This window comes from Marinimicrobium sp. LS-A18 (assembly GCF_000463525.1).
GTDB classification, from domain to species: Bacteria; Pseudomonadota; Gammaproteobacteria; order Pseudomonadales; family Cellvibrionaceae; genus Marinimicrobium; species Marinimicrobium koreense.
The window spans coordinates 1,207,353-1,221,982 of record NZ_AWEP01000002.1 but is presented as its reverse complement, the minus strand read 5'-3'; the positions used below and the strand labels follow the sequence as shown (position 1 = coordinate 1,221,982).

The 14,630-nt window shown below is 58.8% G+C and carries 9 protein-coding genes; 6 read left to right on the top strand and 3 right to left on the bottom strand.

Annotation, left to right across the window (positions count from 1 at the left end; translation table 11 throughout):
• The first annotated feature begins 7 nt into the window (after window positions 1-7).
• Window positions 8-2,935 (top strand): TonB-dependent receptor, encoded by a 2,928-nt coding sequence (locus tag N645_RS0105385; protein ID WP_051174269.1) that lies wholly within the window; start codon window positions 8-10, stop codon window positions 2,933-2,935.
• A gap of 87 nt (window positions 2,936-3,022) precedes the next feature.
• Here the strand turns inward: N645_RS0105385 and xthA are convergent, their stop codons facing one another.
• The 3 genes from xthA to N645_RS0105370 all read right to left on the bottom strand — a co-directional run bounded on the left by xthA (window position 3,023) and on the right by N645_RS0105370 (window position 7,648).
• Window positions 3,023-3,835, bottom strand: a complete 813-nt coding sequence (gene xthA / locus N645_RS0105380; RefSeq protein ID WP_024460488.1) for an exodeoxyribonuclease III — start codon at window positions 3,833-3,835, stop codon at window positions 3,023-3,025.
• Window positions 3,836-3,946: 111 nt separating this feature from the next.
• Window positions 3,947-6,133, bottom strand: coding sequence for a carboxy terminal-processing peptidase (locus N645_RS0105375; RefSeq protein WP_024460487.1), 2,187 nt, complete (start codon window positions 6,131-6,133; stop codon window positions 3,947-3,949).
• Window positions 6,134-6,370: 237 nt separating this feature from the next.
• On the bottom strand, window positions 6,371-7,648 hold the full coding sequence (locus N645_RS0105370) for a citrate synthase (RefSeq protein ID WP_024460486.1): 1,278 nt from the start codon (window positions 7,646-7,648) through the stop codon (window positions 6,371-6,373).
• 665 nt (window positions 7,649-8,313) lie between these two features.
• Between N645_RS0105370 and sdhC the strand changes: the two genes are divergently transcribed.
• The 5 genes from sdhC (at window position 8,314) to N645_RS0105345 (ending at window position 14,594) form a co-directional block, all read left to right on the top strand.
• Window positions 8,314-8,688, top strand: coding sequence for a succinate dehydrogenase, cytochrome b556 subunit (sdhC, locus tag N645_RS0105365; RefSeq protein WP_024460485.1), 375 nt, complete (start codon window positions 8,314-8,316; stop codon window positions 8,686-8,688).
• On the top strand, window positions 8,682-9,050 hold the full coding sequence (sdhD, locus tag N645_RS0105360) for a succinate dehydrogenase, hydrophobic membrane anchor protein (protein WP_024460484.1): 369 nt from the start codon (window positions 8,682-8,684) through the stop codon (window positions 9,048-9,050). The genes sdhC and sdhD overlap by 7 nt, the downstream gene beginning before the upstream one ends.
• 3 nt (window positions 9,051-9,053) lie before the next feature.
• The gene (gene sdhA, locus N645_RS0105355) at window positions 9,054-10,817 is read left to right on the top strand and encodes a succinate dehydrogenase flavoprotein subunit (protein ID WP_024460483.1); all 1,764 of its coding nucleotides are present in this window, start codon (window positions 9,054-9,056) and stop codon (window positions 10,815-10,817) included.
• A gap of 12 nt (window positions 10,818-10,829) precedes the next feature.
• On the top strand, window positions 10,830-11,534 hold the full coding sequence (locus N645_RS0105350; protein ID WP_024460482.1) for a succinate dehydrogenase iron-sulfur subunit: 705 nt from the start codon (window positions 10,830-10,832) through the stop codon (window positions 11,532-11,534).
• Between the two features lie 225 nt (window positions 11,535-11,759).
• A complete protein-coding gene (locus N645_RS0105345) occupies window positions 11,760-14,594 on the top strand; it encodes a 2-oxoglutarate dehydrogenase E1 component (protein ID WP_024460481.1) in 2,835 nt (944 codons plus the stop codon).
• Window positions 14,595-14,630: the final 36 nt, after the last annotated feature.

The following is a 14,630-nucleotide window of genomic DNA, read 5'->3' as shown; positions in this document are numbered from 1 at the left end:
GACAATAATGAACAAGACTCAGGGCTTGGCACCTCGTTCGGCATTTCGGCGCACCAGGCTGGCGCGCGCCATTCACTGGAGTTCACAGTTACTGGTCGCAGGTGCGGTTGGCTGGCACGGCGCCGGCTTTGCACAAGAGGCCCCACCGGCGGAGCCGGAGCAGCCGACCGCACTGGAAGAGATCGTGGTGTCCGGTCAGCGCAGCAGCATTCAGTCGGCCCAGATGATCAAGCAGAGTGCTGAACAGATCGTCGACTCGATTGTGGCGGATGACATCGGCAAGCTGCCCGATCGCTCGGTGACCGAAACCTTGCAGCGCATTCCGGGTGTGACCATTGATCACTTCATGTCTCTCGGGGATCCGGAGCACTTCTCGGCCGAAGGCAGTGGCGTCGCCGTGCGCGGTTTGACCCAGGTGCGTAGTGAGCTCAATGGACGCGACAGCTTTACCGCAAACGGTGGGCGGAGCCTGAGCTTTGAAGATGTGCCCGCTGAGCTTATGGCCGGGGTGGACGTCTATAAAAACCCTTCGGCGGACATGATCGAAGGTGGCCTGGGCGGCACCGTCAACCTGCGTACTCGTATGCCTTTTGACAGTGATGGTCAGGTAATGGCGGCGACGGCCAGCGTGAATTACGGTGACTTTATCGAAGAGGCCGACCCGTCGGTATCGGCTCTTTACAGCAACCGCTGGGACACCTCCGCCGGTGAGTTCGGTCTGTTGGTGGATGTCGCTTTTTCGGAAATTTCGACCCGCACCGACGGCATTTTCAATCGTCCGTTTTTCCCCCGCGATGACCTGCAGGGTTACGAGGGGACTACCATCCAGGTACCGCGTGGGGCGGACTGGCGCTCCATGGATTTCAATCGCGAGCGGTTGGGGTCCTACCTGGCGACTCAGTGGCGGCCCAGCGATGCGTCAGAATTCTATTTCCAGGCGTTCCGTTCCGAATATGACATGCAGTGGGATGAGGATGCCATCTTTGTCCAGAACGATGCCTATGCCATCCAGCCGGGCGAGGGCAAAGAGTTTGTTGTCGATGACAATAATGTCTTTCTGTCGGGTCGCCTGACCCAGCCCGGGGGGATCCCCTTCGGGGCCGATATCCGCGTTGCCAATCGCGAGTCAGTCACCAGCGATTTCTCCGCCGGTTACAAGTGGCTGCCGGGTGACCAGCTGGAATTCAGTACCGACCTCCAGTACACCAAGGCAACAACGGAGGGTCTGGATGCCACCATCGCGACGGGCATCAACCTGCCGTACATCGATATTGATCTGCGCGGTGAGCGACCGCTGGTTCAGGCCGACGATGAGTACCTGTCCGATCCGGGCAATTACTACTGGGGCTTCACCATGCCCTTTATCGAGGACAACGAAGCTGAGCAATTCGCCTGGCGTGCGGATGTGAAATACAATTTCAATGACACCGACGTTGTGCGCTACATCAAGACCGGCGTTCGGCTGACGGACCGGGAAGCCACCAACATCAACAGCGGCTACCACTGGCAGGCAATCTACCAGCCGTGGATGGCCTGGTGGAAGCTGCCCGACGACCAGATGCCTCCGGTGGAAGACGCCAGCCAGATGTCGCTCAACACCTTTGATAACTTTTTCCGGGGCAAGGCACCGAGCCCGGGGGCTGTCTATGCGCCTCACATATCGCTGGTTGAGGGCTATCCGGAGAGCTTCGATCAACTGCATGCGGATGCCAGTGAGAACTATATCTGCTGTGACGACTACATGCCGGCAACCATGGACGATCCGAGCCGCATTAACGAACAGGAAGAGCAGACCTACGCGGCGTACTTCCTGCTCGGCTTCGGTGTCGACGACTGGGCGCTGCCGGTAGACGGTAATATCGGTATTCGCGTGGTGCAGACCGACAGCGCGGCATCGGGCATGATCCGCTACCCCGAAACCATCGTGGTGGGAGAGGATGGGGAGACGGAAAGCCGCCCCTGGTATCAGGATCCGGAAGATATCGTGGCGGAGAATTCCTATACCAACGTGCTCCCGAACCTGAACTTGCGCGTGGAATTGCGTGATGATCTGTTCCTGCGCTTCGCCGCCTCCAAAGCCATGGCGCGGCCTGCGTACAATCAGATGCAGGCGTTCCAGACCTTGAGCGCGGGCCGCCCGGAAGGGGTGCCGGAAGACCAGTATGTGCCGCCGGAGGATTTCCGGCTGACGTCTTCCTCCGGCTCCAACCCGATGCTCGAGCCGATGGAGGCGACCCAGTTTGATATCTCGCTGGAGTGGTACTTCAATGACGCCGGTGGTATGGCCCACGTCAATGCCTTCAGTAAGGACATTGAAGGGTTTATCCGCAACCAGACGATCCGCGAAGAACACGGTGGGTGGGATTATACGGTGACCCGTCCGGTCAACACCGGCACCGCTGATATCCGGGGTGTCGAGTTGGGCTGGAGCCAGTTCTTTGATCAGCTTCCCGAGCCCTTTGATGGCCTGGGTATGCAGGCCAACTACACCTACATCGACAGCAGCACCGATGTGCCTCGCGATGAGGGCTCCAACCCGGTCGATACCGACGGCAGTGAATACGGGCAGATGCCCTTTGAGGGGCTGTCGGAGCATTCCTACAATCTGGTGGGTATGTACGAGAAGGGGCCGCTGTCTGTTCGCCTGGCGTATAACTGGCGCAGTGACTTCCTGATGTCCGTTGGCCCCAATGGCTTTAACGGCACCGATCGCGATATCACCTGGCGCCTGCCGGTGTATAACGACGATTACGGTCAGATGGATGGGTCGATCTTCTACGACATCACCGACATGCTGTCACTCGGCCTGGAAGTGAACAACATCCTCAATTCGGAAACGCGCACGATCATGAAACAGAACGCAGCGGGAAACCACTACGCTTCTTACTTCCTGAACGACACGCGCTACGCATTAACCCTCAGGGCCAATTTTTAGGTGAGACCCGGCGGTAGGGAAGCCGCCGATATTGTTGGCATGCTTGGCGCCGGTGTTTTTACCCCGGCGCTTTTTTGTGCGGACCGGCTACGAAAACGACGCCCAGATGGGGCAGTGATCGGACGGGCGCTCCATACCCCGGATGTCATAATCGACGCCCGCCTCCGTGCATCGTTCGAGTAACGGCTCTGTTGCCAGAATGAGGTCGATTCTCAGGCCCCGTTTGGGGTCGGCATCAAAGCCTTTGCTACGATAGTCAAACCAGCTGAAGGTGCGCTCTTCGTCCGGCTGGTGTTGACGGAAGGTATCCTTCAGACCCCAGTCCAGCAGAGTATCCAGCCACTCCCGCTCTTCCGGCAAAAAGCTGCACTTTCCGTCGCGCAACCAGCGCTTGCGGTTCTGCTCGCCAATACCGATATCCCGGTCAGTATGAGAGACGTTCATATCGCCCATGACAAGCAGCGGTTTAGAGGGGTCGCACTGGTCGTTCAGGAAGGCCATCAGGTCCTGGTAGAACTTGCGCTTATTGGGAAATTTGACTGGGTGGTCGCGACTTTCGCCCTGGGGGAAGTAACCATTCAGAACGGTCACTTCGCCGCCGAGGGGAGAGTCGAATACCCCTCCGATAAAACGCCGTTGGGATTCTTCCAGATCTCCGGGGAAACCCTTGATCACCTGCTTGAAGGGGTGGCGGGACATTAGCGCTACGCCGTAGTGCGTTTTCTGACCGTAGAACTCTACGTGGTAACCCATGTCCCGGATTTCCTGCTCGGGAAACTGCTCGTCGGTGACTTTGGTTTCCTGCAGGCCGATGAAGTCCGGTTGATATTTATCGATCACCGCCTGCAACTGGTGGAGGCGGGTGCGGATGCTGTTTACGTTGAAGGAAACGGCGTTCATGCGGTTCAATTCCTGAGTCCGATCTGATGGAGGCGTGGGTTAAAAAAATACCCCGAAAGCGCACAGCGGAAACAGGCTTGTGCGGTATCGGGGCTCGGGTTTGGATGTTGGTTACCAGTTGGCGACGCGATCCCGGTCCTGTTCATCCATGGATTCGAGCTGCTCAATGAAGTCCACCAGAATATGTCCGGCTTCGTTGAGAAACGGGTCTTTATCCGGGTGGATTTCGCTGCGCGAAAGGGCACTGAAGCTGACCAGGTCGCCTTCTTGTTCGTCGTCGTTGGCCGCTTCTTCGGTATCCGTGCCTTCGGTTGCGTCTTCGTCGTCGCTGCCGGCCAGGCGATCAATGTCTTCGTAGCTTTCATACAGGGACAGTCCTTTGGCCTTACGGCGCTCGTTTTCCAGCTGCAATAGAGACGCTTCCAGGGATTCCTGTTCGTTTCGACGCTGTTCTTCATTCAAGGAGATGACCGTGCGGTCTTTATTCTTCTCCGTCAGCGCCATCTGATCGCGCAGGTAGATAAAATCCGGGTTTTTTTCCACACGCTGCTCGTGCAGCGGGTTCAGATGCGGTAGAAGCGCCTGAATGTCAAAGTAGCGCGAGTGCGGAACCGCGTGAATCTTGTCCCAGGGCAGGGCGTTGTCGTAAGTGCTTTCGCCGACATCGTCGATGTTGACCAGGCTGGGCAGTGTCATGTCGGGAATGACCCCGCGATGCTGTGTGCTCTCGCCCGAGACCCGATAGAACTTGGATTCCGTCAGCTTCAACTGGCCGGCATCAACCGGTACCAGCGATTGCACCGAGCCTTTGCCGAAACTCTGGGTGCCGACAATGATGCCCCGGCCGTAATCCTGGATGGCGCCGGCAAAAATTTCCGAAGCCGATGCACTCAGCCGGTCAATCAGCACCACCAATGGTCCGCGGTAGGCCGCCCGGGAGTGTGATTGATAATTGCGTGAAATCAGCTCATTGGTCTGGCGAATCTGTACCACGGGCCCGCGATCGATAAACAGGTCGGTCAGGGTAGTGGCCTCCTGCAGGGACCCGCCGCCATTGCCGCGCAGATCAAGCACAATCCCGTCGACGTTTTCTTTTTCCAGCTCTTGAAGAATCCGGTGTACGTCACGGGTGGTGCTCTTGAAGTTCGGGTCGCGCTTGCGATAAGCCTCGAAATCCATGTAGAAGGTGGGTACGCGAATCACGCCAATTTTGTAGCGGTCGCGTCCATTCATCACTTCGAATACGTCGTGCTTCGCCGCCTGCTCCTCAAGCTTGACCTTGTCCCGGGTGATGGTGATGACTTTGGTCGCACTGTCGGTGGGGGCCTTGGCGGGGAGCACCTCAAGGCGGACAACCGTGTCCTTTTTGCCGCGAATCTGCTCTACCACTTCGTCGAGGCGCCAGCCGACCACGTCGGTCATTTCACCTTCCTCGCCCTGGCCGACGGCGACAATGCGGTCAGCGGGGCGAAGCTCGCCCTGCTTGTCTGCCGGGCCGGCGGGGACCAGACGCATGACTTTGGTATGTTCGTCCTCGGTCTGGAGTACTGCGCCAATGCCCTCCAGTGACAGAGACATGTTGATATTGAAGTTTTCCAGTGTTCTCGGCGACAGGTAGTTGGTGTGCGGATCGTACAGGGTGGTCAGGCTGTTGATTACGACCTCAAAGGCGTCATCGCTGTCCTGCTGGCGAACCCGGCGCAGCTGGTTTTCATAGCGCTTACGCAGGAGCTCTTTGCTCTCCTCCAGGTCCTTCCCGGCCAGTACCAGATCCAACAGGCTGGCTTTGACCCTGCGGTGCCAGAGCTCATCAGCGGTTTTCTTGTCCTCGGGCCACTCGGCCTGCTCCCAATCCACCACGAGCTGATCGTCGGTGGTGAAGTCGTACTTGATCTCATCACTCTCCAGCCGCTCAATCACCGATTCCAGACGCGTCGTCAGGCGCTGCCGGTAGATATCGAAGATGTCGAAGGCTTCATTCAGGTTGCCCTTGGCGAGCCAGTTGTCGAACTTCTCACGGTGACGGTTGAATCCGTCGATATCGGCCTGGAAGAAGTAGCTTTTGGTGGGGTCCAGGGTTTTCAGGTAATTGTCCAGATACTCGGACGACAGGTCGTCATTGAGGGACTGGTCCCGGTAATGGTGCTCGCTCAGTTGCTGGACCACGCTCGCCGTGACCTGGCGGTGCTGATCGGTGATTTCCAGGGGGGCCAGGGCGGCAGCCCAGAGCGCTGGGGCGCTGAACAACAGGGCCGAAATGGCGAGACTGCTGCGCAGGAACTTCGGGACGTTGAGCATAGGTTCAATCCTGCTTTGTTTCCGGTGGCCAGCGAACTGTGGTTGACTATCGCCAGTGACACTGGAAGCGGCGTTAATACTGGGTTTCATACTACTATAGCCCCCGGAGTATGGCTACCGGAGTGGGTTCGGGAGACGTTTAGAAAGGTAAATCGGCGCAAGAGTTCCCCAGAACGCACTGGGGCCGCACTAAGTGCGGCCCCAGGGTGGGTCGGTAAAGGCCCGGTGGTGTCGGCCTCAGGCGGGGTAATCGCGCTTGTTGTAGCCGGTGTAAAGCTGGCGTGGACGGCCGATCTTGTAGGGTGCGCTCACCATTTCCTGCCAGTGGGCGTACCAGCCGACGGCGCGGCCTGTGGCAAAAATCACGGTAAAGGCTTCGGTGGGAATGCCGATGGCCTTCATGATGATGCCGGAGTAGAAATCCACATTGGGGTAGAGTTTCTTCTGGATGAAGTACTCGTCTTCCAGGGCGATTTTCTCCAGGCGCTTGGCGATCGCCAGCAGCGGATCGTTTTCCAGGCCCAGCTCGGACAGTACTTCGTCAGCGGCCTGTTTCATCACCTTGGCGCGCGGATCAAAGTTCTTGTAGACCCGGTGACCGAAGCCCATCAGACGGAAGGGATCGTTCTTGTCTTTGGCTTTGGCGACATAGGTGTCGATGTTGTCGACGCTGCCAATTTCCTCAAGCATGTTGAGAACGGCTTCGTTCGCACCACCGTGTGCGGGGCCCCACAGGGTAGCGATACCCGCTGCGATGGCGGCAAAGGGGTTGGTGCCGGACGAGCCGGACAGACGCACGGTGGAGGTGGAGGCGTTCTGCTCGTGGTCGGCGTGCAGCAGGAAGATCCGGTCCATGGCTTTGGCCAATACCTGGTTGACCTTGGGGCTTTGCCCGGCGGTACCAAAGGTCATGTTCAGGTAGTTTTCAGCGTAGGCGAGATCGGCGTCCGGGGCGATGAACTCTTCGCCCTGGCGGTGCTTGTGGGCCATGGCGGCAAGGGTCGGCATCTGACCGATCAACCGGTAGGCCGTAACCCGACGGCTCTCTTCGCTGGTGATGTCGGTCTCTTCATGGTAAACCGCGGCCAGAGCGTTCACTGCGCTGCCCATGATGGCCATGGGGTGAGCGTTGCGACTGAAGCCTTTGATGATCTGAGCCACTGAGTCGTCGACCTTGGAGTGCTTTTTGACTTCGTCGGCGAACGTCGCTTTCTGTTCTTTTGAGGGGAGTTCGCCGTTCAGCAGAAGGTAGCAGGTCTCGAGGTAGTCAGAGTGCTCGGCTAACTGATCGATGGGGTAGCCACGGTGCAGAAGCACGCCTTTGGCGCCATCGATGAAGGTAATTTTGGACTCGCAGGGGGCGGTGGACATGAACCCCGGATCGTAGGTGAAAAAACCCTTTTTGGTCAGGCCGGAGACATCAATCACGTCAGGGCCGGCAGTGCTCGGGTAAACAGGCAGATCAATAGGCGCATCCAGGCCGTCGACCGTTAACCGTGCTTTTCTGTCAGTCATTACGGACTCCTGTGGTTTACAAACTTTTAAGGCTTCCAGGAATGGCTGGATGGCCAGACCGGGTTTTTAATCGGGGCGTCACTATAAGCCCCGGCGTGGGTTTGTCAAACAGCCCACGGGTTGATGGGAGGCGGCATTATAGAGGAGAAGGTCTGATTTCGGTAGTTTTTCGAGATCGGGTTGGCAAAAAATCCACTTGACGGCAAGGGCGCCCGTGTAGTGGCCGGCCCGTTGGTGCCGGGGTGCCCGGCATCACGGAGGCTTTGACTGGAGGCAATGATCCGGCAGTGGTGGGGACGTCGTAACAGGTGACAGCGCTGTCGGATTTTACCCCCGGGGACGGGGTGGTGAACAATCCGGTGGTGATTTGCCTCCAAATGGAGCATCAAGCGGCTCCAGTGCACGCCAATCGGGCATTTCCGGGGGATTTTTGCCCGGGTTTTTGTTTGTGTTTCAGGATTCGACTCTCTATAATACGCCGCGACTTGCAGGCAGCGGTGAGAGAGCCAATCGCCGGTCCAGACCATGCTCTGAGAAGAGACATTGGCCCGGACGGCGCATAAACAAATCAACCTGGCGACCGCCCTGTGTGCTCTGGAGAGATGCGCTTGGCGCTATTTCGCTAACCTGCCTACATTAGCTGGGCTAGAAGGTGACTATCAACCGTGAAAAACCAAAGACCTGTCAATCTCGATATCTCCACCATCAAACTTCCGATTACCGCTATTGTTTCCATTCTTCACCGCGTCTCCGGTGTTTTCCTTTTTGCCGGTGTGGCCGTACTCCTCTGGCTGCTTGATGGCAGTCTTGCCTCCGAAGAGCAGTTTGTGGCTCTGCAGGAAACGCTGACCCAACCCGTCTGGCAAATCGTCGTCTGGGCCGTTGTCGCCGCGCTCGCCTATCACATGGTGATGGGGGTCCGGCACCTGATTATGGATTGTGGCATTGGTGAAAGCCTGAAAGGTGGTCGCCTCGGTGCGAAGCTCGCACTGGCGCTGGCCGTTGTACTGATTGTTCTGGCAGGAGTCTGGATATGGTAACCGCGGTAACCAATCTCGGCCGCAGCGGCCTGTACGACTGGCTGATTCAGCGCGTGAGCGCTGTGATCATGGCCGTCTACACCGTCTTTATTGTGGCTTATATCGTAATAACCCCCGAACTGAGTTTTGAGCAGTGGCAGGGCCTGTTTGGCCAGCTGTGGATGCGGGTGTTCACCCTCATGACCCTGCTGTCCGTGGTGGCTCACGCCTGGATCGGCCTGTGGGCGGTCCTGACGGACTACATCACCGAGCGGATGATGGGCGGCAAAGCCCTGGTGTTGCGTCTGCTGGCTCAAGTACTGCTGGCGGTAGTCGCCGTGACTTACACCCTCTGGGGTGTTGAAATTATTTGGGGGTTTTAAACTATGCGCACGATTTCCTTTGACGGCATCGTCGTCGGTGGTGGCGGCGCGGGTATGCGCGCGGCCCTTCAGTTGGCCAGCTCCGGTTACAAAACCGCGGTGATCACCAAAGTATTCCCGACCCGGTCGCACACCGTGTCCGCCCAGGGCGGCATCACCTGTGCCATTGCCAGTTCTGACCCCAATGACGATTGGCGTTGGCACATGTATGACACGGTAAAAGGCTCCGATTATATCGGTGATCAGGACGCCATTGAGTATATGTGCTCCGTGGGTCCGGAAGCCGTGTTCGAGCTGGAGCACATGGGGCTGCCATTCTCCCGTACCGAAGAGGGGCGCATTTATCAGCGTCCGTTTGGTGGTCAATCCAAGGATTTTGGCCGCGGCGGCCAGGCGGCGCGCACCTGCGCGGCGGCGGACCGCACGGGGCATGCGCTGCTGCACACCCTGTACCAGGGCAATATCAAGAGCAACACGGTGTTCATGAACGAATGGTATGCCGTGGATCTGGTGAAGAACGCCGACAACGCTGTTGTGGGCGTAATTGCCATCAATATTGAAGACGGCGAGACGGTGTTTGTCCGCTCCAAGGCCACAGTGCTGGCGACGGGCGGTGCCGGTCGTATTTACGCCTCCACCACCAACGCGCACATCAACACCGGCGACGGTATCGGTATGGCGCTGCGCGCGGGCTTCCCGGTCCAGGATATGGAAATGTGGCAGTTCCACCCCACCGGCATTCACGGTGCGGGCACCCTGGTGACCGAAGGTTGCCGCGGTGAGGGCGGCTATCTCATCAATAAGGATGGTGAGCGCTTTATGGAGCGTTACGCGCCCAACGCCAAAGATCTGGCGGGCCGTGACGTGGTGGCACGCTCCATGGTCATGGAGATTCTGGAGGGCCGCGGTTGTGGCCCCAATGGCGATCACGTGCTGCTCAAGCTCGATCACCTGGGCGAAGAAGTACTGGAAAGCCGTCTGCCCGGTATCTGTGAGCTGTCCCGTACCTTTGCCCATGTGGATCCGGTCAAAGAGCCGATTCCGGTGGTCCCCACCTGCCACTATATGATGGGTGGCATTCCGACCAACGTGAACGGTCAGGCCCTGACCGTGGATGCGGATGGCAAGGACGTTCCGATCGAAGGTCTGTTCGCCTGCGGGGAAGCGGCCTGCGTGTCGGTGCACGGCGCCAACCGTCTGGGTGGCAACTCGCTGCTGGACCTGGTGGTGTTCGGCCGGGCGGCCGGCAAGCACATCGAGAAGGTGCTGCGTGAAGGCGCCGAGCAGCAGGCGCCGCGCGAGAGCGATATCGAAGCGTCTCTGGCCCGTCTGAATCGCCTGAACAGCTCGACCGGTGGGGAGAGCAGTGCGGTGCTGCGCAAAGAGCTGCAGGAAGTGATGCAGAACCACTTTGGCGTATTCCGTAAGGGCGACTTCATGGCCGAGGGCATCAAAAAGCTGGCCGCCCTGCGCGAGCGCATTGAAAACGTGTCCATTGACGACAAGAGCGATGCGTTCAACACGGCCCGGATTGAAGCGCTGGAGTTGCAGAACCTGCTGGAGGTGGCCGAAGCCACCGCCATCGCGGCCAATGAGCGCACCGAGTCTCGCGGCGCCCACGCCCGCGAGGACTTCCAGGAGCGCGACGACAAGAACTGGCTGTGCCACTCCATGTACTATCCGGTCGACAAGCGGGTGGGTAAGCGCGGCGTGAACTTTGCCCCGCGCACCATGGACGCGTTCGAACCGAAAGCACGTGTTTATTAAGGGGTACGAGTTATGTTGAAAGTTGAAGTCTATCGCTACAACCCCGAGACCGACAAAGCGCCTTACATGAAGTCCTACGAAGTGGACACTCAGGGTAAGGATCTGATGGTGCTCGACGTGCTGGGCATGCTCAAGGAACAGGACGAGTCCCTGGCGTACCGCCGCTCCTGCCGCGAGGGGGTTTGCGGCTCGGATGGCATGAACATCAACGGCGTCAATGGCCTGGCCTGTATCACGCCGCTGTCTCAGGCGGTGAAGAACAACAAGCTGGTGGTTAGGCCACTGCCGGGGCTGCCGGTGATTCGTGATCTGGTCATCGATATGACCCAGTTCTACGATCAGTACAAGAAAATCGAGCCCTATTTGCAAAATGATACCCCCGCTCCGGCGATCGAGCGGTTACAATCTCCCGAAGATCGTGCCAAGCTGGACGGTCTGTACGAGTGTATCCTGTGCGCCTGCTGCTCAACCAGTTGCCCGTCGTTCTGGTGGAATCCGGACAAGTTCATCGGTCCGGCCGGTCTGCTCCAGGCCTACCGCTTCCTGGCGGACAGCCGCGACCTGGCCACAGAGAAACGTTTGTCGAACCTGGATGACCCCTTCAGCGTCTTCCGCTGTCACGGCATTCAGAACTGTGTGTCCGTGTGCCCCAAAGGGTTGAACCCGACCCGGGCGATCGGTCATATTCGCACCATGCTGCTGCAAAGTGCGACCTGATCACACTCAGATGTGAGCAACATGGGTCGGGCCGAGAGCCCGGCCATTCGGCACACCCTCAAGGGTGTGCCTGAGTATTTGAGCGGCGCGCTCTGCCACAAGCGGAGTGCGTTATGGTAGCTAACGGCTAGAGACTAGCAGGGGGAGTATCGGGTAACACCCGATCCGGCCGCCAGCCATCCCGGTGAACCGGTGGTTGGCGAACCCCATGACAAGGTGGGTGTAATGCAAGACAGCATCATGGAGCAATTTTGGCGCACGTCCCATATCTCCGGAGGGAATGCCGCCTACGTCGAAGCGCTCTACGACACATATCTACACGATCCCAATGCGGTTCCCGATGAGTGGCGCAATTACTTTGAGCAATTGCCCCGGGTCAACGGGGTAGTCACCCAGGACGTTCCGCACTCCGTTATCCGCGAGCAGTTCCAGCGCCTCGCCAAAACCCGCTCAGCGACCGCGTCGGCCACGGCGGCGGGCTCCGTCAGCCTCGAGCACGAGCGCAAGCAGGTCAAAGTTCTTCAACTGATCAGCTCCTACCGCTTCCGCGGCCACCAGAAAGCCCAACTCGACCCCCTCAGCCTGATGGATCGTGAACGGGTTCCCGACCTGGAACTGGGATTTCATGGTCTGACAGAAGCGGATCTGGACACGGTTTTCAACACCGGCAACCTGTTCATCGGCCGGGAAGAGGCGCCGCTCAGGGACATCGTCGATGCCCTGGAGCAGACCTACTGCGGGCACGTAGGCCCGGAAATCATGCACATCACCAACCTTGCGGAGAAGCAGTGGCTTCAGCAGCGTCTGGAGAGCGTGCGTTCCAAGCCGGACTTCAGCGATGAGCAGCGCCTGGCCGTGTTGGACCGTTTGGTGGCGGCCGAAGGGCTGGAGCGGCACCTTGATAGCAAATACCCCGGGACCAAGCGTTTTGGTCTGGAGGGGGGCGAGAGCTTTATTCCGCTGGTGGATGCGATCGTCAACCGCGCGGGCGGTTACGGCGCAAAAGAAATCGTGCTGGGTATGGCTCACCGTGGCCGTCTGAACACCCTGGTCAACATCTTCGGTAAGAGCCCGTCAGAACTGTTTGGCGAGTTCGAAGGCACCAAGCGTCTGGTGGACACCTCAGGCGATGTGAAATACCACCAGGGGTTCTCCTCCAATATCATGACCCCGGGCGGCGAACTGCACATGGCCATGGCCTTCAACCCGTCGCACCTGGAGATCGTCTCTCCGGTGGTTGAAGGGTCGGTACGGGCCCGCCAGGATCGCCGTGAAGACCCGATCGGGGCCAAGGTGCTGCCCATCGTGGTGCACGGGGACGCGGCCTTCGCCGGTCAGGGCGTGGTCATGGAAACCTTCCAGATGTCCCAGACTCGAGCCTATGCCACCGGCGGCACCGTACACCTGGTGATCAATAACCAGGTGGGCTTTACCACCAGCAAGCGCGAAGACATGCGCTCCACCGAGTACTGCACCGACGTGGCCAAGATGGTGGAAGCGCCGATTTTCCACGTCAATGGTGACGATCCGGACGCGGTGCTGTTTGCGGCCCAGTTGGCGGCGGACTATCGCTATGAGTTCAAGAAAGACGTGGTGATCGATCTGGTCTGTTACCGTCGTCGCGGCCACAATGAGGCTGATGATCCCTCGGCGACCCAGCCTTTGATGTATCAACTGATCCGCAAGCAAAAAACCACCCGTGCGCTCTACGCCGACAAACTGGTGGAAGCTGGCGTGGTGACCGCGGAGAAAGTTGACGAAATGATGAACAACTACCGCGCCGCCCTGGACCGCGGTGAAAGTGTGGCCAACGGCCTGGTCAGTGAGCCGGACCGCTCGCTGTTTGTCGACTGGACGCCCTACATCGGCCACGACTGGAATACGCCGGGCGATACCAGCTTCGACCTGAAACGTCTGCAGGAACTCGGTCACAAGATGTGCGAGATTCCCGACGGCGTGGTGGTGCAAAAGCAGGTCGGCAAGATTTACGACGACCGTCGCAAGATGGCCGGTGGCGCTCTGCCCATCAACTGGGGCATGGCGGAAACACTCGCCTACGCAACGCTGCTGGATCAGGGCTACGGCGTCCGCCTGACCGGTCAGGATGTCGGGCGAGGCACCTTCTCACACCGTCACGCAGTAGTGCACAGTCAGAAAGACGGTTCCACCTATATCCCGCTGCGTCACCTCAAAGAGGATCAGCCAGCGCTGGATCTGTATGACTCCTTCCTGTCCGAAGAGGCGGTGCTGGCGTTCGAGTATGGCTATGCCACCACCACCCCGAACGGCCTGATCATCTGGGAAGCCCAATTTGGCGATTTCGCCAACGGCGCGCAGGTGGTCATCGACCAGTTCATCACCAGTGGTGAGCACAAGTGGGGTCGCTTGTGTGGCTTGACCATGCTGTTGCCACACGGCTACGAAGGGCAGGGCCCGGAGCACTCCTCCGCGCGTCTGGAGCGCTTTATGCAGCTGTGTGCCGAGCACAACATTCAGGTCTGTATTCCGACCACCCCGGCTCAGGTGTTTCACATGCTGCGCCGTCAGGTGATCCGCCCGATGCGTCGCCCACTGGTGGTCATGAGTCCGAAATGGATTCTGCGTCACAAGCTGGCGACCTCCAGCCTGGAAGATCTGGCCAACGGTCACTTCCACAATGTGATCACCGATGAGCAGGTTGACCCGGCGAAAGCCAAGCGGGTGGTGCTCTGTTCCGGCAAGGTGTACTACCACCTGCTGGAAGAGCGCATGGAACGTGAACAGGATGACGTGGCTCTGGTCCGTCTGGAGCAGCTCTACCCCTTCCCGGAAGAAGAATTGAAAGAGGCGCTGGCGCCTTTCAAAAATCTGAAGGATATCGTCTGGTGTCAGGAAGAGCCCATGAACCAGGGTGCCTGGTACAGCAGCCAGCACCACATGCGGCGTGTGGTGAATGATCACAACCCGGACCTCTATCTCAGCTATGTGGGGCGCGACCCATCAGCGGCACCGGCCGCGGGTTATGCCTCCGTGCATCTGGAAGAGCAGAAGCGTTTCATCAATGAGGCTCTGAGCGTTTGACGCCGGAGCCTGTGTTCGACAAAGAATCCACAGCGA